This window comes from Megasphaera lornae, from assembly GCF_000214495.1.
Taxonomy (GTDB): Bacteria; Bacillota; Negativicutes; order Veillonellales; family Megasphaeraceae; genus Megasphaera; species Megasphaera lornae.
In genome coordinates this window covers 13062-35412 of the sequence record NZ_AFIJ01000023.1, presented here as the reverse complement: position 1 = coordinate 35412, position 22351 = coordinate 13062, and the positions used below count along the sequence as shown (strand labels likewise).

Annotated in this window: 19 protein-coding genes; 16 read left to right on the top strand and 3 right to left on the bottom strand. The window is 51.8% G+C overall.

Annotated elements, in window-relative coordinates; translation table 11 throughout:
• Positions 1-77: 77 nt before the first annotated feature.
• A complete protein-coding gene (locus tag HMPREF1039_RS03450; RefSeq protein WP_007390990.1) occupies positions 78-1943 on the bottom strand; it encodes a sigma 54-interacting transcriptional regulator in 1866 nt (621 codons plus the stop codon).
• 201 nt (positions 1944-2144) lie between these two features.
• Between HMPREF1039_RS03450 and iorA the strand changes: the two genes are divergently transcribed.
• The 3 genes from iorA to HMPREF1039_RS03435 are packed head-to-tail and all read left to right on the top strand — an operon-like array spanning position 2145 to position 5886.
• Positions 2145-3926 (top strand): indolepyruvate ferredoxin oxidoreductase subunit alpha, encoded by a 1782-nt coding sequence (gene iorA / locus HMPREF1039_RS03445; RefSeq protein WP_007391025.1) that lies wholly within the window; start codon positions 2145-2147, stop codon positions 3924-3926.
• Entirely contained in the window at positions 3927-4544 is a 618-nt protein-coding gene (locus HMPREF1039_RS03440) for an indolepyruvate oxidoreductase subunit beta (protein ID WP_007391009.1), read from the top strand.
• A 4-nt stretch (positions 4545-4548) separates the two neighbouring features.
• Complete coding sequence (locus HMPREF1039_RS03435) at positions 4549-5886, top strand: acetyl-CoA hydrolase/transferase family protein (RefSeq protein ID WP_007391038.1); 1338 nt, start codon at positions 4549-4551, stop codon at positions 5884-5886.
• A gap of 59 nt (positions 5887-5945) precedes the next feature.
• Here HMPREF1039_RS03435 and HMPREF1039_RS03430 read toward each other — a convergent pair whose 3' ends face one another.
• Positions 5946-6833, bottom strand: a complete 888-nt coding sequence (locus tag HMPREF1039_RS03430) for a mechanosensitive ion channel family protein (protein ID WP_007391011.1) — start codon at positions 6831-6833, stop codon at positions 5946-5948.
• Between the two features lie 194 nt (positions 6834-7027).
• Here HMPREF1039_RS03430 and HMPREF1039_RS08150 point away from each other — a divergent pair, with 194 nt between their 5' ends.
• The 7 genes from HMPREF1039_RS08150 (at position 7028) to sdaAA (ending at position 17967) form a co-directional block, all read left to right on the top strand.
• Positions 7028-7174 carry a hypothetical protein gene (locus HMPREF1039_RS08150; protein WP_009369533.1) on the top strand — a complete coding sequence of 49 codons (147 nt, stop codon included), beginning with the start codon at positions 7028-7030 and terminating at the stop codon, positions 7172-7174.
• A 21-nt stretch (positions 7175-7195) separates the two neighbouring features.
• Complete coding sequence (locus tag HMPREF1039_RS03425; RefSeq protein WP_007391019.1) at positions 7196-8140, top strand: cation diffusion facilitator family transporter; 945 nt, start codon at positions 7196-7198, stop codon at positions 8138-8140.
• Positions 8141-8165: 25 nt separating this feature from the next.
• Positions 8166-9209, top strand: a complete 1044-nt coding sequence (locus HMPREF1039_RS03420) for an ADP-ribosylglycohydrolase family protein (RefSeq protein ID WP_007390999.1) — start codon at positions 8166-8168, stop codon at positions 9207-9209.
• Positions 9210-9376: 167 nt separating this feature from the next.
• Positions 9377-12751, top strand: a complete 3375-nt coding sequence (locus tag HMPREF1039_RS03415; RefSeq protein WP_007391048.1) for a PD-(D/E)XK nuclease family protein — start codon at positions 9377-9379, stop codon at positions 12749-12751.
• Positions 12738-16391 carry a helicase-exonuclease AddAB subunit AddA gene (addA, locus tag HMPREF1039_RS03410; protein ID WP_007391032.1) on the top strand — a complete coding sequence of 1218 codons (3654 nt, stop codon included), beginning with the start codon at positions 12738-12740 and terminating at the stop codon, positions 16389-16391. Before HMPREF1039_RS03415 ends, addA begins: the two co-directional genes overlap by 14 nt.
• Before the next feature lie 21 nt (positions 16392-16412).
• Complete coding sequence (sdaAB, locus tag HMPREF1039_RS03405; RefSeq protein WP_007390993.1) at positions 16413-17072, top strand: L-serine ammonia-lyase, iron-sulfur-dependent subunit beta; 660 nt, start codon at positions 16413-16415, stop codon at positions 17070-17072.
• A 10-nt stretch (positions 17073-17082) separates the two neighbouring features.
• Entirely contained in the window at positions 17083-17967 is an 885-nt protein-coding gene (gene sdaAA / locus HMPREF1039_RS03400) for an L-serine ammonia-lyase, iron-sulfur-dependent, subunit alpha (RefSeq protein WP_007391029.1), read from the top strand.
• Positions 17968-18025: 58 nt separating this feature from the next.
• Here sdaAA and HMPREF1039_RS03395 read toward each other — a convergent pair whose 3' ends face one another.
• Positions 18026-18247 carry a hypothetical protein gene (locus HMPREF1039_RS03395; protein ID WP_007390998.1) on the bottom strand — a complete coding sequence of 74 codons (222 nt, stop codon included), beginning with the start codon at positions 18245-18247 and terminating at the stop codon, positions 18026-18028.
• Positions 18248-18462: 215 nt separating this feature from the next.
• Between HMPREF1039_RS03395 and HMPREF1039_RS03390 the strand changes: the two genes are divergently transcribed.
• The 6 genes from HMPREF1039_RS03390 to HMPREF1039_RS03365 all read left to right on the top strand — a co-directional run bounded on the left by HMPREF1039_RS03390 (position 18463) and on the right by HMPREF1039_RS03365 (position 22171).
• Positions 18463-18837, top strand: a complete 375-nt coding sequence (locus HMPREF1039_RS03390; RefSeq protein ID WP_007390997.1) for a fluoride efflux transporter FluC — start codon at positions 18463-18465, stop codon at positions 18835-18837.
• Positions 18838-18957: 120 nt separating this feature from the next.
• Positions 18958-19650 carry a suppressor of fused domain protein gene (locus HMPREF1039_RS03385; RefSeq protein WP_007391018.1) on the top strand — a complete coding sequence of 231 codons (693 nt, stop codon included), beginning with the start codon at positions 18958-18960 and terminating at the stop codon, positions 19648-19650.
• 25 nt (positions 19651-19675) lie between these two features.
• A complete protein-coding gene (locus HMPREF1039_RS03380) occupies positions 19676-19912 on the top strand; it encodes a hypothetical protein (RefSeq protein ID WP_007391017.1) in 237 nt (78 codons plus the stop codon).
• Positions 19909-20427 carry a hypothetical protein gene (locus HMPREF1039_RS03375; RefSeq protein ID WP_007391012.1) on the top strand — a complete coding sequence of 173 codons (519 nt, stop codon included), beginning with the start codon at positions 19909-19911 and terminating at the stop codon, positions 20425-20427. Before HMPREF1039_RS03380 ends, HMPREF1039_RS03375 begins: the two co-directional genes overlap by 4 nt.
• A gap of 26 nt (positions 20428-20453) precedes the next feature.
• Positions 20454-21239, top strand: coding sequence for a selenium cofactor biosynthesis protein YqeC (yqeC, locus tag HMPREF1039_RS03370; RefSeq protein ID WP_007391035.1), 786 nt, complete (start codon positions 20454-20456; stop codon positions 21237-21239).
• Between the two features lie 2 nt (positions 21240-21241).
• On the top strand, positions 21242-22171 hold the full coding sequence (locus HMPREF1039_RS03365; protein ID WP_007391006.1) for a polysaccharide deacetylase family protein: 930 nt from the start codon (positions 21242-21244) through the stop codon (positions 22169-22171).
• Positions 22172-22351 lie beyond the last annotated feature (180 nt).

Genomic DNA, 22351 nt, shown 5'->3' with positions numbered 1-22351 from the left:
CGGTCGGCGCGGAATACAAAACCCCCGCCTCCTGTCGGGACAGGAGGCGGGGGTTTTTGTGCGTTGGTGGCGGTATATTATTGGTTACGTTCTTTATTAAATAAGGTTTGGCGGCTGATCTGTAAGAGTTGTGCAATGCGGGTTTTGGAGAAACCCTGTCGGAGCAATTCTTGAATGATCAGGTTGTCCATGTCCCGATGCAGTTGTTTTAAATTTATGGTTCCAAGCGCCGGAGCGGGCGGCGCAGTGACAGTGTGCGGCGTATCGAACAGCTCGTCGTAGCGGTCGGGCGTTTGCGGCGCCAAAATATGGTACCGCAGGGCGACGCTGTATAATTCGCGAATGTTTCCCCACCAGCAGTGTTGTTGTAAGACCTGTTGCAGGGCCGGCGGAATTTTGGCGGGGCGGCCGGCGATTTTTTCGGTAAATAAGGAAAACAAGTAGAGTATATCCGCCGGGCGCTCATTTAATGACGGCAAATTCAGGGTTAGCGTATGGAGCCGGAAAAATAAGTCGCGACGAAAGCGGTTTTCCCGGACGGCTTGTAAAATATCCGTATTGGCGGCGGAGATGATGCGAATGTCCAGGGGAATGACATAGTCGGAGCCGATACGCATGATTTGTTTGTTTTCCAGGACACGCAGCAATTTGGATTGAATGGCCGGCGACATGCTGTTGATTTCATCCAGAAAAATGGTGCCCGTATGTGCCAATTCAAAGTAGCCGATTTTTCCTTCTTTGCGGGCGCCTGTAAAGGCGCCGCCGACGTAGCCGAATAATTCGCTTTCCAAGAGTTCCGGCGGCAGGGCGGCGCAGTTGACGACGACGAAAGGCCCGTGTCGACGCGGCCCGGCGTTGTGGATGCTTTGGGCGAATAATTCTTTGCCGGTGCCGCTGTCCCCTTGGATTAACAGGGGTTCGTTATAGGCGGCAAATTTTTGTGCCAAGGCGATGATGCGCTTCATTTCGGGATCGACCGTATGAATATGGGCAAAGGTGTGTGTGGCCGTTAAGCCTGTACGGGTTAATTTGTAGCGAATGTTTTTTTCCAGGCGTTGCAGTTCCGTAATATCCCGTAAGGTAATAATGGTATGTGTTTCTTTATTGATTTTAAAGGTATCGGCAGTGGCCACCAGCGTATAGGGCGGGCGGTTAATAATGGTTTCTTTGCCGGCGGTCGTGCGGTGCAGGTCGGGCGAAATTTGGCGGATGTGTTGCGGCATTTGTGACAGTTGAAAAAATTGTTCGGTCTTTTTGTTTAAGTGGGAAATGCGCCCTTCCGCATTGTGCAGAATAATGCCTTCTTCCACGTGGGACAGGATAGAGGTGACAATGCTTAATTGCCGTTGCGTGTGACGTTGGAAATTCAGCAATTCCCGGGCATAATTCAGGGCGGACAGAATGACCGATTCGCCGGGGTATATAGGAAAGGTGGGAAAGGGCAGGCGGGGGGCGATTTGCGGCAATAAGGTGCAGCCGACAAGGGCTGTGGCGGGGGCGGGCGGGATTTTGCGGATTAAGGACAGTAAATGTTCGTAGGGGGCTTCCGCTTTATACGGGGGATATAGTTGTAATTTTTCGCGTAACCGGGGCGGACAGTTTTCGAGACGAAACATAAAATTTTTGTTTAACAGCAAGTGAATTTTTCGGTACGCTTCCAAGGCGGACAGGGTGTATAACACATCGGGCGTGGAACTGTACAGGCAAAGAAGGGGAATGGATTTTATGTGCTCTTGCAAAATTTGATGGGCGCCGCTGTTGGTAATGATTACTTTCGTGCCGGTTTGCAGCAATTCTTTCGCTTGCGGCACCAGGCGGGGAAAGTCGATAATTTCGATTTTCGGCAGCGTCCCTTTCGGCCATTCCGGATAGTAAGCGGTGAGCGTATGCAAAATGGTGTCTTTTAAATAGGTGTCGGCAATAAGAAAACAAATTTCTTTCATAGGGACCTCCTGCGATAAACATAATACGAAATGAGTTCTTTTATGTAAAAATATTGTAACAATAATTTTACGTAAAAGAAAGCGGCCGTATCGGAATGTACGGTTTTACAGGACCGGACGGTTGGCACGGGGATTGCATAGATACGGGCAGAAGGAGTAAATAGGTTGCAAGTGCAGCGAATAGTAAAGGAGGGTATGCGCATGAAAAGGTTAATGACCGGCAACGAAGCCATTGCCCGCGGCTTATATGAAGCCGGGGTGACGTTCGCTTCGGCGTATCCGGGAACGCCGAGTACGGAGATTTTGGAACAAGCGGCAACGTATGAAGAAATGTATGCGGAATGGGCTCCGAATGAAAAGGTCGCCGCAGAAGCGGCCATAGGGGCTTCCATTGCCGGCGTGCGGGCGTTTGCGGCGATGAAAATGGTGGGCCTGAATGTGGCCGCCGATCCGTTGTATACGTTTTCGTATTTGGGAATTAACGGCGGGTTTGTGTTTGTTTCCGCCGACGATCCGGGAATGCATTCGTCTCAAAATGAACAGGATAACAGGCAGTATGCCAAGGCGATGAAAATCGCCATGTTTGAACCGAGCGATTCGCAGGAATGTTTAGCCATGGTCAAGGAGGCGTATGCGGTCAGTGAAACGTACGGGGTTCCCGTTATGTTGCGGTTGACCACCCGTATTTGTCATTCCGAGAGTGCCGTGCAAACGGCGGCACGAACAGAATTTACGCCCGTTCCCTATGTAAAGGCGCGAGAAAAAATGGATGCCGTGCCGGCGATTTCCAAAGTACGGCGCTATGTGGTGGAAGAACGGGAAGAAAAGTTGCGTCGATATGCGGAAACGTCGCCGTTCAATGTTACGGAAATGCATGATACGCGGATCGGCATTGTAGCGGCCGGCGCCGCTTATATGTATGCGAAGGAAGCGTTGGGAGAACGGGCTTCGTATTTAAAATTGGGGTTTACGTACCCGTTGCCTTTAGAAAAAATAAGGGCCTTTGCCGCACAGGTGGACACGTTGTATGTCGTAGAAGAATTGGACCCGTTTATGGAAGAAATGATTCGTGCCGCCGGGATCCCCTGTCGCGGTAAAGAGGTGATTCCCAACATAGACGAGTTGAATCCGAATATTGTCGGTAACGGTATTTTACAGAAAGCGGCCGTCGGCATTCAGCTCGATGACGGGTTTACGGTGCCGCGACCGCCTACGCTGTGCGCCGGCTGTCCGCATCGCGGGTTTTTCTATGAATTGGGCAAGCGTAAAGATACGGTGATGGTGGGCGATATCGGCTGCTATGCGTTGGGGGGAGCGGCGCCGCTGAGCGCCAAGGATTTGGCCGTCTGTATGGGGAGCGCATTTTCCGTCAGCCACGGGTTGTGTCACGGGTTTGCGCAGAGCGGGCAACAAAAACGTGTCGTAGGAGTTATGGGGGATTCTACGTTTTTCCATACGGGGATTAATTCGCTTATAGAAGTGGTGTATAATCGTTCGCCGGCCATTTGCGTTATTTTGGATAACCGCATTACCGGGATGACCGGCCACCAGGATCATCCCGGTACGGGGTATACGCTCAAGGGCGAGGCGACAACGTCGATTGCGATTGAAACGGTAGTCCGGGCCTTGGGGATTCCGCGGGTACGCAGTGTCAATCCTTTGCAGTTACAGGAGATGAAAGAGGCGCTGGATTGGGCTTTTGCGGTTACGGATGCGCCGAGCGTCATTATTACGAAATGGCCGTGCGTTTTGAAAAAATTTACCCCGGAAGAAACGCGGCAATATAAGGTGCGGCGCGTACCGTGCCGGGTGGATCGGGACACGTGTATAGGGTGTAAAACCTGTTTGCGTACGGGGTGCCCGGCGTTGCGTTATGAAACGGACAGCCGGAAGGCGCATATATCGCAAGCGGATTGTGTCGGTTGTACGGTGTGTTTGCAAGTTTGTCCCGTACAGGCTATTGCAGCGGAGGAGGGAGCGTAAATGACGGCGGTAACCAGTGTTGTATTGGCGGGGGTCGGCGGTCAAGGCACGATTTTGGCCGGCAAAATTTTGACGTCCGGATTAATGGCGGCGGGCTATGATGTGAAGATGGCGGAAGTCCACGGGATGAGTCAGCGCGGCGGCAGTGTAAGTTCGCAAGTGCGGTTCGGCGATGCTGTGGCCTCGCCGATTATCGGGGAAGGTATGGCGGATATTTTAGTGGCTTTTGAAGAAATGGAAGCGGCTCGGTATGCAAAATTTTTAAAACCGGACGGGATTGCCGTCGTGAATATGCATCGGATTCCGTCAATGCCGGTGCTTTCCGGTGCCTGTACCTATCCGGAAGGCGGCGTGGCGGCGTTGCAACAGAAAATCCGGGTCGTGCGGTTGGAGGCTGCAAAAATAGCCGCCCGGGCGGGCCATGTAAAAAGTGCGAATATGGTGCTGTTAGGGGCGTTAATTGAAGTCTTGGGCTTACTGCAGATAGATTGGCAGGCGAGTATTGCGCAAACGGTAAAAAAAGAGTATGCGGCGGTCAATATACAAGCCTTTGAAAAAGGACGGCAGGCGGCAGGAAAAACGACGCCGCCGGGGGAGATACGCCATATAAGCGGGTGATCGTGTGAAGGTATATGAGGAATATAAGAAAAAATTATGTACGCCGCAAGAAGCGGTACAAGCGGTAAAGAGCGGTGATTGGATTGATTACAGTCAGGGCTGTTCGTTTCCGACCGCTTTGGACTGCGCCTTGGCCGCCAGACGGGACGAATTGAGGGATGTCAAGATTCGCAATGCCATTTCCTGTCGCCCCGTACAGGTGGTGGAGCAGGATAAAGAACGGCAGGCGTTTACGTATAATTTGTGGCATTGTTCGGGATTGGATCGGCAGTATTTGGATCAGGGACGGGCCTTTCACGCGCCTATGGCGTTTCGCAACTGCGGTTCGTATTACAGTCGCGGCCTGGCGCCGGTCAATGCGGCCATGATTACGGTTGCGCCCATGGATGCACGCGGCAATTTTTCTTACGGACTGACGAATTGCTGTCAGCAGGAAGTGTTGGATGCGGCGGAAGTGATTATTTTAGAGGTCAATCCGCATATGCCGGTCGTTTACGGTATGGAAAATGATCATATCCATATTTCCGAGGTTACGCACGTGGTAGAGTATGACGGTTCGTTATGCACCGCTCCCGGGCGTGCGGCGACGGAGTCGGATCGGCAAATTGCGGCCCATATTTTTCCGTATTTATATGACGGCATGAATTTGCAATTGGGAATCGGCGGCATTCCCAACGCGCTGGGAGAATTGATTGCCGCTTCGGACTTGCAAGATGTGGGGATGCATACGGAGTTGATGAGCGACGGCTATTTGCAGCTGTACAAGGCCGGGAAAATTACCAATAAGCGCAAGCGACTGCAGCGACATAAAGGCGTGTTTTCTATTTGTCTGGGATCGGCGGAATTGTATGAGTTTTTGCATTATAATCAAGATATTCTTTCGGCGCCCATGAGCTATGTGAATAATCCGGAAGTGATTCGCCAATTGGATAATTTTGTGTCCATTAACGGCTGTATTGCCGTGGATTTATACGGGCAAGTTTCTTCCGAATCGGCGGGCATACGGCAAATCAGCGGTACCGGCGGCCAGCTGGATTTTATTACGGGCGCGTATATGGCGGCGGAAGGTAAGGCCTTTTTGGCTATGCGTTCGATGCATGCGGATAAACATGGCGTGAAACATTCGCATATTGTGCCGCGGTTTACGGCCGGGGACATTATTACTACGCCGCGGACGCAGGCGCCGTATTTGGTCACCGAATACGGTGTGGCGCAGTTGGCGGGATTAACGACGTGGCAACGTGCGGAAGCGCTGATTGCCATTGCCCATCCGGAGTTTCGGGAGATGTTGATTCAAGCGGCGGCGGCGCAGGGGATTTGGCGACAGAGTAATAAGCGATAGTAAAAAAAAGAGGGACGAAGAAAGAATATCTTTCTTCGTCCCTCTTTTTTTCAGGGGGGTTATTTTTTTTCGGCAGTCGCCTCCGCTTTCATGTAGACGACGCGTTGCGGGTAAGGAATTACAATATGATGCGCGTCGAACGCATCTTTTATGGCGGACAGCAGGTCATAGCGCACGGCAATAAAATGACTGTTTTTTACTAGCGGATAGGCGGCAATCCGTACGGCATTATCCGCAAATTCCCGAATGCCGATTTCCGCCGTGTCGGCATTGAGAATGCGCGCATCGTTGCGAAAGACTTCTTTTAACAGGCGGATGACCTGATGATGATCATTGTCATAACTGATATCGAGGAGCAGCGGAATATAGCGTTCCTCCATATACGAACTGTTGGTGACTTGGGAAGACGTGATTTGCGAATTGGGAATGAACACGGTTTTATTGTCTTTGGTAATCAGGACGGTATTCATGAGTTGAATGCCTTTAATGGTTCCTTCGGTGGCAGGTAAACTGACCCAGTCACCGGCTTTAAACGGTTTGAAGATTAACAGCAGAATTCCCGAAGCGAAATTGGCCAAATTGTTTTGCATGGCCAAGCCGACGGCGAGACCGAAGGCGCCGAAGACGGCAATAAAGGAGTTGGTGGGAATGCCGAGTTTATTGACGGCCGAAAGGATGACGAGCGCCAAAAGTCCGTAATAGATGATTTGGCTGACAAAGGTATTCACCGTATGGTCATAGTCGGCATGACGCATCATTTGGCTGATGAGTTTTTTGCAAAATTTGGCGATATAACGGCCTATGATAAAAATAATAATCGCATAGACCACATTGGGGCCGTGGGCGAGGAGAAAATGGGAAACTTGTTCAAACGACAGCAGTCCGGAGGAAACTTGCCGACCTACATGCGAAGTAACGGCGGCTGTCGAATTCGGGTATACAGTCATAGGAAATTTCCTTTCTTATTCAGATATGTTTATTGTACTCCGGACGAGCGGTTCTGTACAGGTATGGGCGGATAATGCACGAAAAAGGTAAAGATTTGCCAAGAAGGGTAACAATCCGGTATACTTGGTAAAGAATATAAAATATTTATGATATACTAATATGATGAAAATGTAAATACTTTCGGAGGAATTTTATGTGCAGGGCAAGCGGCACCGGGAGAGAGGTACCGGCGTGTACGGAGCCGGGCGGAGAGGCGGCGCGTCGCGCCGTACGCTCTTGCATCGGCGCGGAAAAGCGGTATTACAGTGCGTATTTGGACAGGTTCCCGACAAGCGTATAATTTTTGTCGGGAGGAAAGAGGATGACACAACAAATTTGGCGTCACGGAGAAACGAGATTACTGTTTTTATCGGCTCTTATGATGGGAGTCGTGGCGGTCGGCGGTTTATGGATGGGGATTCAAAGCCATTCACAGGCGATTTTATTGGACGGTATTTTTTCGGTGGCGGCGATGATTATTAAGTTACTGATGATGTTGACGGCCCTGTTGACACGTCGAAAAACGGGCAAACGGTTTCCGTTCGGATATTGGCAATGTGAGCCGGCGGTCATGCTGCTGGAAGGGATATTCACCTTTTTTATCGTCCTATATGCGGTGGTTGCCGGCATGTGGGGCCTGTGGCACGGCGGTCGCGAAGTGGAGTTCGGGACGGCCGTATATTATGCGGCGTTTTTTACGCTTGCCGATTGGAGTTTTTACGGCTATGTACGCCGGGCCAATAAAAAAGTACACTCGTATTTAGTACATTATGATAATGTGAGTTGGTTGATTGATGCCGTATTGGCCACCGGGTTATTGATCGGTTTCGGCGGCGCCCGGGCGCTGCAGTTCACGCCCTATGCGAACTTGCAGGTATATGTGGATCCGGTGATTATGATGGCCTTGGGAATACAAATGATTTTCCCGACCGTGCAAATTTTAGGGCCGGCTATCCGGCAAATACTGGGCATGGCTCCCGTAGCGTTACATGAGCATGTACAAGCCGTTATGGACGGCTTTACAGTCCGGTACGGGTTTTCCGACTATGTTTCCGGGGTACAGGTATTCGGACGGGCCGAATTTATTGAAATTGATATTTTAGTAGCTCCCGATTATCCCCTGCAACAGGTGACGGAGTTGGATTTTATTCGGAATGAAATTGCTGCGGCGTTAGGCTCCGGAGACCATGAAAAACGGGTAACCATTACGTTTACGACGATGAAAAAATGGTTGGCACGGAAGTATGATACGGAGGAGCGGGCGTAACGGCGCGTATAGGAGGGACGACGGTATGGAAGGAACGGAACGGTTCGACGGTTGTTTATTAGGCGGTGCGACAGGCGATGCGCTGGGATATTTTTTGGAAAAGTTGGACTTAAAAACGATTCATAAGCGGTACGGTTCTCACGGCTTGCGAACCGTGTTGGCGTTGCCCAATCACGGGAATAAAAGTGTCGTTTCCGACGATACGCAATTAACAATTTTTACTGCCGACGGCCTGCTTTGGGCGGCGCATGAAGGACTGGCGTTCGATCAGGGCTTATATCGTTCGTACATGCGCTGGTATTATACGCAGACCGAACGCGTGGTGGAGCCGGAGCAGGAAGCGTGGATGCGACGACAGGCGCATGAAACGGCATGGGGCTATGATTTAATGGGTGATAAGAGTTTGTTTGCCCGGCGGTATCCGCGAAAAAATTCGTTAGTTACGCTGGCGGCGGGAGAGTTTTTTGCCGATCGGCCGGCTCCCAATGATTGTAACGGCAGCGGTGTATTGCGTTCGGCGCCGGTGGGGTTGTATTTTTCCGCCGATCCGGAAAAGGCCTTTGCCGTCGGTTGTCGTTCCGGTGAATTGACGCACGGGAATCCGGCGGCGTATTTAACGGCCGGCACGTTGAGCGCCGTCATTGCCGTGTTGACCGGGGGCGGCGCTCTACGGGAGGCGCTGGCGGACGCTTTTCGCTTTTTACAACAGCGGCCGCAAGGGATTCCCGTGTTGAAGGTGTTGGTGCGTGCCGTCGATGAAGCGGTTACGGATCGGAATCCGGTACATTCGTTGCAGAAACTCGGCTTGGGATGGCGGGCGGATGAAGCGTTGGCGATTGCCGTGTATTGTGTGTTAAAAAATGATTCGCTGCGGGAAGCGGTAATTATGGCGTGCAATCATGACGGCGACAGCGATACGTGCGGTGCCGTGTGCGGCAATATTGCGGGCGCGTTATACGGTTGTCGGGCCGTGCCGAATCATTGGCAAAAAAATTTGGAATGTTTAGGCGTGCTGAAAACTATATCCGCGGCATTATATGCGGCGGCAAATCGGGAAAAAACGGCATAACTGCCGTTTTTTTCTCGTGTATTGAGCGGTATTGACATTCGCAGGGGGCTACGTATAATGAAAAAGATAAGCGCGTACAGGCAAGGCCGTACACGCGTTACGGGAACGACCGGGCACGGGGTGAACGGCGCGGGAAGCAGTGTCGGACAGGAAGGAATGTATATAGTATGGCGGTAAAACTTATTCTGGGGCGCAGCAACAGCGGTAAAACGGAACGCTGCTTACGGGCATTGGCCGCTTGTCAACGGGCCGGCCGGGCGGCGTTATTTTTAGTGCCGGATCAGGCGACGTATACGATGGAACGGCGACTGGCGGAACGGATGCCGGGCAAAGGGTATACGGGGATACAAGTTGTCGGTTTTTCGCGGTTGGCTTATTTAGTGTTGCAGGAGCGGGGATGCAAGCGGGCGGCGGTCTCCGAATTGGGGCGCATGTTGGTGTTGCAGCGATTATTGCGACAAATGGAAAGCGAGTTGACCGTTTTGCGGAAAGCGGCTGTACAGCCGCATTTTTCGGAAACGGTCGGGACGTTTATTGAAGAATGTCGTTCGTTTTGCGTGTCCCCGGCGGCGCTGCAGGCGGTGGCGACGACCGTGTCGGATCCGTCGTTGGCGGATAAATTGCAGGATATAGCCCGGGTATACGAGGCATATACTAGGGTGTTGACGGCGCGTTTCGGCAACGCCGATGATTTGCTGACGGCGTTGGCGGCCGAAATTAAATATGCCGGTTTTTTACAACATATTCCCGTCCTGGTGGACGGCTTTCAGTGGTTTACGCCGCAACAACTGCAAGTGCTGGAACAATTGGAAAAGTATGCGGGACCTTTAACGGTCACGTTGTCTCTGGACGGGGAGCATCTTGCCTCGCAAGCCGGGGAAACGGCCCTGTTTCACCGGTCGTATGAAACGTACGGCGCGTTGCGGCGGCTTTTTCCGCATAGTGAACAAATTTGTTTACCGCCACGATTGACCAACGGTGCGGCCCGTATGGCCCATGCGTTTTTTCGCCCTGTACCGGCGGTGCGGTCCCGGGCGACGGCGGGGATTCATATTTGGGAATGTACGTCGAAAGAAGCGGAATTTGAAGGAGTGGCGAAAAAAATTATCCAATTATGCCGACAGGGATATCGGTATAAAGATTTTCTTTTGGTCGTACGCACGAGCGAGGAGTACAATCAGTTGGCGGAACGTATTTTTTCCATGTACCGTATTCCGCTGTTCAGTGATTATCAACGGCCCATGGCTTCGCACCCGATTGTAGAAACCGTCGTGTCGTTATTGCAGGTGTTTCGCACATCCTGGACGTATGAGGCGCTATTTCAATTATTAAAAAGCGATTTGTTCCCTATTTCCCGCGACGATGCGGATGCGTTGGAAAATTATTGTTTGGCGTACGGCATACAGGGCGGGCAATGGTTGGCGGATAAAGCGTGGTACGACGACGGTACGGACGCCCGTACGGCAAGCGGGATCAATCGTATTCGACGGCAGGTACGCGACCTGTTATTGCCCTGTTGGCAAGAATCCCGTTCGTCTCATACGTTGCAAACGTGGTGTACGTTATTATACACGTGGTTAAAACGGTTGCAAGTGCCTGCAACGCTTCGCCGTTGGCGGCAGGAAGACGCGGATGCCGGTTGTCCCGGAGAGGCGAAAGAACATGAACAGGTATGGAAGGAATTGTTGGCTTTTTTGCAGGAGATTGTGACACTTTGCGGCGAAGAGGAAATGGGGTTGGAAGACTTTGCCGTTATTTTGGAAGACGGTTTGAAAACATTGAAGTTCAGTCTCATTCCGCCGACGTTGGATCATGTCACGTTGACTTCCGTAGAGCGCGGCTATACGTTGCAGGGAAAGACGGTGTTTATTTGCGGTATGAATGACGGTATTTTTCCGAAACGAAACCGAGAAGAAGGCCTGTTTCATGACGGAGAACGGCAACAATTGGAGAAGGCCGGACTCTATTTGGCGCCGGGCAGCCGCTTTCGGTCATTACAGGAAAAATATCTGTTTTATTTGGCCGTCACGAGAAGCTTGCAGGAGGTATATTTGACGTATGCGTTGGCGGATGAAAGCGGGGCGGCCCGGGAACCGTCTTTATGGATACGTCAATTGCTGGAACGCGGCTATGTGGACGGAGTGCGTACGGTAAGCGACGGGATTTCACCGGGGGAAGAAGCGGCGGCGATTACGAGTGCGGAAGCGGCCGTACGGCTGTTGCCGGGGCAATTGCAGCCGGCTGTCGACGGCGGTGAGGTAGCGCCGGTTTGGTGGGCGTTGTATGATCAACTTTTGCGCACTTCGCAAAAACAAGCGGTACGGCAAGCGGTACGGGGGTTGTTTCATACCAATGTTGCCGCCCCGCTGACGGCATCCGTCGTGCGGCGGTTATTTGCTCCGCAAGGGATTTTACACGGCTCGGTCACCAAATTTGAACAATACGGCACGTGTCCGTTTGCTTTTTTTGCCCGCTACGGGTTGCAATTGGAAGCCCGACAAAGGTATCGCTTTGTCGCTCCCGATTTGGGGCTGTTGGTACACGGCGCCTTGAAGTATATGGGCGATGCCTTATTGCGGGAGGGAAAACAGTGGCGTGATTTGGAAATGCGGCAAATTCCGGAATATTGTCGTCAGGCGACGGAAGTGACGGCGCCGTCCGTTCGGCAGGATATTCTCATGTCGAACGCATATTTTCGACATATTAAGGAACGGCTTATTCAGACCTTGATTCGTACGGTACGGCGATTGCGGGAGTTTAGCGAAGTATCGAATTTTCAAATGAAAGGGCTGGAAATTGCCTTCGGCGGTAAAAACGGTGTGTGGGAACCGTTACAGTTTACCTTGCCTTCGGGAGGGAAAGTGTCGATTAGCGGTCAAATTGATCGGTTGGATATGCTGCAAGAGGGGGAAATCTCCTATGTTGCGGTTATCGACTATAAGTCGGGACGCAAAGAACCGGCGTTACAACCGGTATTTTTGGGGTTGGATTTACAGCTCTTGACGTATATGATTGTCGCGTTGCGGCAGCTGGGCGAAAAGGCCGTGCCGGCGGCAGTATTATATTGTTATGTGCGCGATGATAAGATTTCTGCGGATCATATGGTGACGGAGACGGAAAAAATGGCGTTGTTTCAAAAAAAGAGTAAAATGAGCGGCTTTTTTCTGGACGACGGGCGGACGATGCGGCAGCTGGATACGTCTATGCAGGCCTATTCGGAGTTTTTAAATTTACGGTTAAAAAAAGACGGCAGTTTGAGCAATGCCGGCAATCAAATGTATACCGAAAGCGGCTGGTCGCATATGTTGGCGGTCGTACAACGGCGGTTGCGACAGGCGGCGCAGAAAATTACGGAAGGGGATATTGCCGTCCGACCGGTATTATGGCAACACCGGATGCCGTGTACGTATTGCCTGTATCATGCTGTATGTCGGTTCGATACGGCGTTCGGGAATACGTATCGGGTATGTCGGACCATAGGAAATGAGGACTTGCGGGATAAAATTCGAGTAGAAGGAGAAGGGGAAGATGGCATGGACTGAAGCGCAGGAAGCGGCGATGAACAGTCGCGGACAAACGTTGTTGTTATCGGCGGCGGCGGGTTCGGGAAAAACCGCCGTTTTAGTAGAGCGGTTGGTACGGCGGTTATTGGATCGGCAGAATCCGATCGATATGACGGCAGTACTGGTGGTTACGTTTACGAAAGCGGCGGCCGCGGAAATGCGGGAACGTATCGGAGCCGCTTTGACGGCGGCCTTGGAAGCGACCGGACGGCCGGACGCGGAACGACAGTTGGCGTTATTGCCGGCGGCTTCTATTTCTACGTTGCACTCCTTTTGTCAAGAGGTGATTCGGACTTATTTTTATACGATTGATCTGGATCCGGCATTTCGCGTGGCGGGTGAAGAAGAATTAAGCTTATTGCGCAAACAAGTGTTGGAAGATTTGCTTCTATCGTACTATGAGCAGGAGGAGAAGGCGGACGTGTTATATCCTTTGGCGGATATGTTCGGTACGGAGCGCGGCGATGACAATATAGTGCGGACGGTAGAACGCATGTATCAGTATTCCCGCAGTATGCCTTTTCCGGAACAGTGGTTGCGACAGGCGGCGGTCGCGTATGATATCCCGTCTTCCGGCAGTATTGAGGAGACGCCCTGGTGGGAGCCGGTGAAAGCGGAGATTCGGCGCAGCCTGCAGGAGGCGGTTCGGCAATATGAATGGGCAGTACGGCAAATCGAAGCGCGACCGGCCCTGCAAGGCGTTAAAGATTTGATCTACAGCGAATATAGGAGCTTACAGGGGGTATTGGAAAAACATACGTGGGAGATGACGGCGCGAGCTGTAAAAGCGGTGACCTTTACGCGTTTGCCGGCGTTGCGAAAATTAACACCGGAAGACAAGGCGTGTTGGGAAGCATGTAAAAAAATCCGTACGGACAGTAAGAAGCTGATACAAGATAAGCTTTGTCCCGTGTATTTTTCCGTATCTTCTGCCGATCTGCTGGATGGTATGCGGGCGGTATTGCCGGTGATGAAGGGGTTGGTGCAGGTCACGTCGGATTTTGCCGCCGCCTATGAAAAGGCAAAACGGGAAAAGGGATGGATTGATTTTAGTGATTTGGAGCATTTGTGTTTAAAGATTTTATCGGCTCCCGAATCGACGCCGGACCGGATAGTGCCCTCCGCCGTCGCCCGCAAGCTGCAGGAAAAATATGCGGAAGTATTAATTGACGAATATCAGGATACCAACGGTGTGCAGGAATTGATTACGCAGTTGGTGTCGCGGACGAATAATCGCTTTATGGTCGGCGACATAAAGCAAAGTATTTATCGCTTCCGCCTGGCGGATCCGTCGTTGTTTCTGGAAAAATATAAACGGTTTCGTCGGGAGCCGCAGGCCGTGGAGCGGTGTATCGATTTGAATCGTAATTTTCGCAGTATGCCGCAGATTTTGGCGGCTGTTAATGAGGTGTTTGCCGCTATTATGACGGAAGAAGCGGCGGGGCTGGCGTACGGAGAACGCGAATTTTTGCATGCCGGCCGCGGTCCGTCCGATCATCCCCATTCGGTAAGCGGGCGGACGGAAGTATGCCTGCTTTCTACGGGGGAGAAGGAAAAAGAAACAACGGAAGCGACGGAAGCGACGGCACAAGAGCAAACGGCCTTTGAACAGGAGAGTGCATATATTGCCGAAAAAATTCAGCACCTGTTAGCGTCGCATACGTATATTACGGAAAAAGACGGTACGCACACGCCGTTATCGTACGGCCATATTGTTATTTTATTGCGTTCGCCGGCAGGCAAGGCGGAGGTGTTGGTACAGGCTTTGCAACAGGCCGGCATCCCTTCGTTTGCCGAGCAGAACGGCGGCTATTTTGCGGCGATAGAAGTACAAATTATGCTGTCCTTGTTGCAGTGTATTGATAATCCGCAACAGGATATTCCGCTGGCGGCTGTTTTAAGGTCGCCTTTGGTGGGCGTATCGGAGGCCTGTTTGGCGGAGCTGCGGCTGCTCGGTGCAGGTCCTTTGTGGCGGAATGCGGCACGCTATATAACGCAGGGAGAAAATTCGTCCGCCGTAACGGCGCTGCAACAATTTTTACAGCAGCTGGAATCCTGGCGAACGTATAGTCGGCGGCACAGCGTGGCGGAGCTGATTTGGCGATTATTTTCCGATACCGCGTATTATGAGTATGTCGGCGGACTTCCCGGCGGCAGTATACGACAGGCCAATTTAAAGGCTTTATATGAACGGGCCCGACAATATGAAGAACACGGCTTTCGCGGCTTGTTTCGGTATTTGCGGCTGTTGGATAAGATGAAAGAAGACGGCGTCGACTTGGCCCCGGCAAAGGTGGCGGGAGAAAAAGAAGATGTAGTACGCATTATGAGTATTCATAAGAGCAAGGGGTTGGAGTTTCCCGTCGTGATTGTTGCGGACATGGGCAAAGCGTTTAATCGGCAAGATTGGAATGAACCGATTTTATTTCATCATACGTTGGGGATCGGTCTGAAACAATATGACACGGACTGGCGGATGTCGTATCCGACGTTGGCCTGGAACGGGATTCGCGCGCAGTCGGCTTGGGAAAGTACGGCGGAAGAAGAACGTATTTTGTATGTGGCCATGACGCGTGCGAAAGAATTGCTGCTGTTAATCGGGCATACTTCGCATCTTGCCAATGACTGGAACCGTTGGTGTCAGGGAGTACCGCCGGAACGGGCGAAATCGTATTGGGATTGGGTGATGCCGACAGTTTTAAAAAATTGCCGTACGGCGCCCGCTCTGACGACGGCAATAGAAACGGCAACGGACGGAGTTTGGCAAAATGATATATGGCAAGTACGGGTACAATGTTCCCTTCCCGCCGTCCGTTCTTCGCGGTGTAAGGGCGAAAGAGATCCGCGGTTGGCGGCGTTGCAAGAGGGAAATCCTACCGGCATCGAGCCGCCCGCCTGGCTGGAAGAACGGTTGCAGTGGCGGTATGCGTATCCGCAAGCGGTAACCGCGGCGGCTAAAATGTCCGTTTCGGAAATCAAACGACAACAACAGGAGTGGGAACAAGCGGCGTTACAGGCGGAAAGGGGATTGTCCCGCCTGTTGCCGGAGATGGCGACGGAGGAAGATCCGTTTGCCCAACCGCCGCTGTGGGAAGTGACGGACGAGAACAAAATGACGGGGGCCGCCTACGGGACGGCGATGCATAAAGCCATGCAATATATAGCGGGCAATACGCATGCGGGATTGGACGAAATTCGTGCGGATTTGGTACAATGGGAAAAAGAAGGCATATTTTCTGCGGCGGAACGGGCTGCGATCAAGGTGGCGCAAATTCGGGCGTTTTGGTTGCAACCGTTGGGAAAACGCATGGCGGCTTCGCCCGTTGTACACCGGGAATACCCCTTCAGCGTACTGTTACAGGGAAATCCGTATTTGCCGACCTTGGAAGCGGGAGAAGCCGTATTGGTACAGGGCGTGCTGGACGTTCTTTTTCAGGAAGGGGAAGAATGGGTTATTTTAGATTATAAGACGGATCGTCTGTCGACGCCCGAGGCGTTTCGGGAACGGTATCATGTGCAGCTGGCGATATACAAACAAGCGGTGGAACAAGTGACCGGAAGAAAGGTAAAAGAAGTGTATATTTACAGTTTTCATTTGCAACAGGCCGTCGCCTGTTAGGCGAAAGAGGTGGAGGTATTTATGGGAATTTTTGATGTTGTGGGACCGATTATGATCGGGCCGTCCAGTTCTCATACGGCCGGAGCTGCGCGTATCGGCTTGATGGCCCGTAATATTTTAAAGGACGAACCGGTAAAAGTGCAGCTTACGGTATACGGTTCTTTTGCGAAAACGTATAAAGGGCACGGGACGGATAAGGCGTTGGTGGCCGGGCTCTTGGGATTTTCCGCGGACGATGTGCGATTGCGGGATTCGTTTGCGATTGCCGCCCGACAGGGATTGCAGGTGGAGTTGCAACGAAGTACGGCGGAAACGGCACATCCCAATACGGTACGCATTGCCATGCAGGGCAAACAGGGGCGCACGATGGAAGTGGTCGGCGTTTCTCTGGGCGGCGGCAAAATTGAAATTCGTGAAATTAACGGCGCGCAGGTTTCGTTGCGCGGCGAAGAACATACGTTGATTACCGTACATCGGGATTTACCGGGAATTATTGCACAAGCTACGACAATTCTGGCGATCGGTCATATTAATGTGTCGAATATGCGGGTTTTTCGCAGCGGTAAAAATGCCGCGGCGGTCATGATTGTTTGTACGGACAGCCCCGTACCTGCGGATATGGTGGCCATGATCCGAAAAATTGAAGCGATAGAAAGTGTAGTTACGTTATTGCCTTTATAGGAGAAAAGTTATGTGCCGATATGAATATAACTCATTACAGGAATTATTGGATTTGGCGGAACAACATGCCGTTTCTTTGGCGGAAGTAATTTTGCGTCATGAAATGGAACGCGGCGAATGTTCCGAGCGGGACGTACGACAACAGATGGCCGGCCGTATTGCCGTGTTTCAAGAATCGGTACAGGCCGGTTTGCAGAATACGGAAAAATCGGTGAGCGGATTGGTCGGCGGTGATGCCGCGCGGTTACAGAAAAAAAGTCATGTCCTTTTGGGAGCGTTGGCGAATACGGCATCCGTGTATGCGATGGCGATTGCCGAAGCGAATGCCAAAATGTTTAAAATTGTCGCCTGTCCGACCGCCGGGTCTTGCGGTATTGTGCCGGCCGTGTTATTGGCCATCGGAGAAGCCCGGCAGGCGGGTGAAAAGGAGCTGACGGAAGCGATGCTTACGGCGGCCGGGGTAGGCGCCGTTGTATCGCACAAAGCCACGGTGGCCGGGGCGGTAGGCGGTTGTCAGGCGGAATGCGGCTCGGCGGCGGCCATGGCGGCGGCCGTGGCGGCGCAATTATGCGGTGCTTCGAATCGGCAAATTTTACAGGCCTTTGCTTTATGTATGAAAAATACGTTGGGACTGGCGTGCGATCCGGTGGCGGGATTGGTGGAAGTGCCCTGTGTAAAGCGCAATGCCTGCTATGCCGTGTTGGCCTTAACGGCGGCGGAAATGGCGTTGGCCGGGATTGAAAGCGTTATTCCTCCCGATGAGGTAATTGAGGCTATGGGCGAAATCGGTCGGTTAATGCCGGTCGCGTTGAAAGAAACGTCCGAAGGCGGGTTGGCGCAAACCCCTACGGGAAAAGCGATTGCCGCACGCTTGGAACAAGCTATGGCGCAGTGAGCGGGCAGCCTCATAAAAAAAGAGGTCGTGCAGGACGGCACGACCTCTTTTTTCGTTGCTATATAATCTGTTTATGCGGGTGCAGGGGCGCGACGGCCGGTACGGCGGCGACCCGGGCATAGGGGGTCGCCGGGGCGGCGGTGTACACCTCCTGTTCATGTACATGGCGATATATTATGCTGCAGAGACGTAAAGGAACCGGCGCATTTTTTTCTCGGTTCATATAGTGCCGGAATAAATCGGTTTCAAAGGATGTTAACGTCAGGCAACGAGTTTTCAATACTGGTCATTCCTTTCTTTACGGAAAATAAAACAATCGGTTGCTGTTATTTTACTACAATTGATAAAGAATCACAAGATATAGTAGACGGATGTTGATTTTTTACCGTATATGGGGCGGACGGTTGTGTCGGAGAAACAGGCGTGGTATACTGAGGCAAATATAAGAGAAACGGCCGGTATATGCGGCGATTTTTTATAAAGGAGGGAAACGGCATGAAGAGTATGGCAGTAGCTCTCGGAGGCGCCATAGGCGCTGTTTTGCGCTATAGTATCGGGGTGCTGACGGCGGGCAGCGGCACCTTTCCGTACGGCACGGTTACGGTAAATTTAGCGGGCTCGTTCGGGATTGCCTTGGCCTATTGTTTTTTTCAAAGTCACAGTTCGGCGCCGCATACGTGGCGACTTTTTGTCATTACCGGCGTCTTAGGCGGGTTTACGACGTTTTCCGCATTTTCGTGGGAGTGGTTACAGATTTGGAAACAGGCCGGTTGGGTCGGCGGTACGGCCTACGGCTTGTTACAAGGGGCGGGCGCTTTCCTGTGTTGTATGGGCGGGTTGGCCGCGGGACAATGGCTGTGGGGACGTTGAAGGATAGGAAGACGGGTACCGGGCAAGCGGGGAATCCGTGCAGCAGACCCGGGACTGTTATTTTTAAAGCATTGGTATCTATGGTATAATGATAAAGGATAAAAGAAGAGGAGTGTTGGCATGTATTCGGATATGGAAGAACGGATAAAACGCCGGCTGGCGTTAAGTAAACCGGTCTCTTTTATCAGACAGCGACAGTATGCGGATACGATAACGGAATATTTTCAAGCCTGTTTTCCGCAGCGACGTACAGAAGTTCTTACAGGCGGGGAACAACACGGTTCGTCCATATCCGTACAAGTGTTATATCCGCTGCCTCAGGAGCCGTTTTATGTGGTACATACAGTGCGGCTCATGGCGGCAACGGCGTCGGCACCGGCTTGTGAACTGTGGCTGCTGCTGCCGTCGACTTGGCCTTTTCAACAGGCCGGTCTTATTCACCTGCAAGAACCGGCGGCATGGCCGTTGCGGTTGCTCGGGAAGTTGGGCGAACAGGTGCGGGCGCATCGTATTTCGTTGGCGAACGGCGTTTCTGTGCCGTATTGTCAAGCCCCGGAGGGCGCGGCAGGGGAGCGGGCGCCGGCCGGCGTGATTATGGCGCAAATTTCCGGCGATTTGGCGGCGGTAAAAGAAAAAAATCATATAGTAGCGGAGCTGTTTATGCCTGTTTTAGTATATAAAGAAGAGTGGGAACTTATGAAAGACATGGGGACGGATGCGTTGCTTGAATCTGTCATTGCGTGTAATCAAGGTTCGTTTCAATTGCAATTACATAGGTCGAATGTGGCGGATATGGAATTTATATTGCAGTAAAGGCAGGAGAAGGGGGCTGGTACAGATGAAAAACCGGCAACAACGAAAAAAATCCGATTCTCTCGGTCCTGTATATAAAGATATGTTAACGATTACGCCGACGGCGTTCGGAGATACTGCGGGCGGGTCGGCGCGGAATTATATTATAGATACGGGGGATGAAGTGGCTATCGGTGCCGATACGCATTTTGAAACCTTGGAAACGGACGGACAAATCAAAAAAATAGCCGGCAGCATGATTACTTTTTTTTACGGGAAATGAAAGAGCAGTATGGCGGCTTGCCGGGAACGGTCGGCGAATTGGTGGAAGCCAAGGCGGCCCGTTCCGTATTGTTGCCGATGTTGGTATCGCTTAAAGTGGATGTTGTTTTGCATCATAAAGGCCGCATGTGTTTACGGGATTATATTTCTTGTCCGCCCTTGGGAGAACGCGTACAGGAAATTCGCATTGTCAAAGAAAAAGTATTTGCCTCCTATGCGGCGGTACGCCAGGAACAGACGCGGATTCCCTATGTTACGGCCGCCATTGCCGTACGGGAAGAAGGCTGGCGGGTCGTCATCGGTGCGCGCCCCGGCGTAGCGGTAGTAGCGGCGGGCGCCGGTACGGAATTAACGGAAAAAGGGATTGACGTACGGGAAAATGCCGCACATTTAGCCGCGGAAGAAACGGAGTTCGGCGATGATGCGTTGTGTACGGCGGCGGAACGGCGGCAGATGACGGCAGCTATTGTGCGGGTGCTGATTAAACAAGCGTGGCAAGGATATAATAAACTATAGTAAAAGCAGGAAATGAGGGGATCGGTATGTTTGCGGATAATCGGTGGTTACGTATGTTACATCCGGGCATTACGGCTATTGTCGGTGCAGGGGGGAAGACGACGGTATTGGAACGGCTGGGCACGTTCGGTCACGCCGGCAATTATCCCCTGATGGTCAGCAGTACCGTGCCGGTAGAGCGTACACGGGTAGATACGGTGGAACCGTTTGATGTGATTTGTACGGAAGATATAGCGCGGGGAGAACAATTTTGCGTCGAACGCATTGCGGCGGGACATGTGCCGGCCTGGTTTTCGGCGGCGGACGACCGGGGTCGCTATGCGGGTCTGTCGCCCGAGCTTATAGACGGTATAAAACGGCGGCATCCGGCGTGGTATATTCTCCTTGAGGGGGATTGCGCCCGCGATAAGTGGTTAAAAGCGCCCCTGTCGGATGACGTGCCTTTGCCTCTGTCCTGCGATACGGTTATCGGGGTGGTGAACTTGCAAATGTTGGGAAATACGCTGTCCGCCGATAAAGTGGCCGGCATAGAAACGGCTGCGGCTATTATGGGACGTCCCGTCGGTGCCGTTATTACGCCGGCTATGTTGGCGAAATTGCTGAAACATCCGCGCGGCTTGTTTCGGGGCATGCCTTGTCGCAAAATTCTTTTTTGTACCGGTTATAATGCTGTACAACATCGCATGACCGCCGCGTTATTGGATGATTTGGAAGATTTGGGATTAGCGGCGAGCGTATTGGCGGACGGATATAGAACGACATGTACTATTCGGCAATATGTTTGCTATGATTTTACACGGGAAAGAGAATAAATATGCTGCAAAAGCACATACGGAACACGGTGCTCGGGACGGTGTTGGCAGTCGTACTGGTGTGCACCGGCACTTGGGCACATTATTGGGAAAAACAAGCCGTTCGGCAGTCGCGCCCGGCAGTCGGCGTCGAAGCGGCGAAAGAGGCAACGGAAGCCGCCGTGCCGGTGACCCCGGCGGCGACGGTGCTGTTGCCGGATTCGTTTCGCCTGCCGGCGCCGGATACGGATTTGCCCGTTTATGATCGGTATACGATTCGGCAACGAAAAGATAAAGGATTGCCGGTAACATACGGAACCAAGCGGGCGTATTACTACGGCAAAAAAGTAGCGTACCTTACGTTTGACGATGGGCCGGACAAGAAAAACACGCGGGAAATTTTAAGCATTTTAAAACAGGAAAAGATTCACGGTACCTTTTTTTTGGTCGGCTTGAATGTGCGGTTGCATCCCGGCATAGTGAAAGATATTTATGTTTCGGGAAATGCGATCGGGTTGCATTCGTATACGCATAATTATAAAATTTTGTACAGCTCTCCGCAGGCCTATTTGCAGGAAATGATGATGACGGAAATCCTCATTCATCAAATTATCGGCGTGCGTCCGATTATTACCAGAGCTCCCGGCGGTACGGCCGGCCATTTTACGAAAGCGTATTGGCAGGCAATTCGGGAAAACGGGTATATAGAAGTGGGTTGGAATTCCTTAACCGGAGATGCGGACGGAACCGGCAAGACTGCGGCTAAAGCGGTGCAAAATGTTATTCGGCAAATACAGGGACAGCCGCATATACAGTCTCATTTGGTGATTTTAATGCATGATTCTTCCGGCCACGGAGAAACGGTGAAAGCGTTGCCGCCGATTATTCATTATTTAAAAAGTAAGGGATATACTTTTCGGGTGATTACGCCGTCTGTACCGCCGGCATGGTAAGGTATTGAAATTTTTTCTTGACAACATTTATGGTTAGGCGTTATTATAGTCCTAACAAATTTTTATATTGCATAAGGGAGTATTGATTATGAATCAGGCATCTGTTCTTAACTGTGCAATTGAATATGTTGTAACGTATTTTATCCGGAGCTATTTCTTTTTTAGCGCCGGCTACTTTTG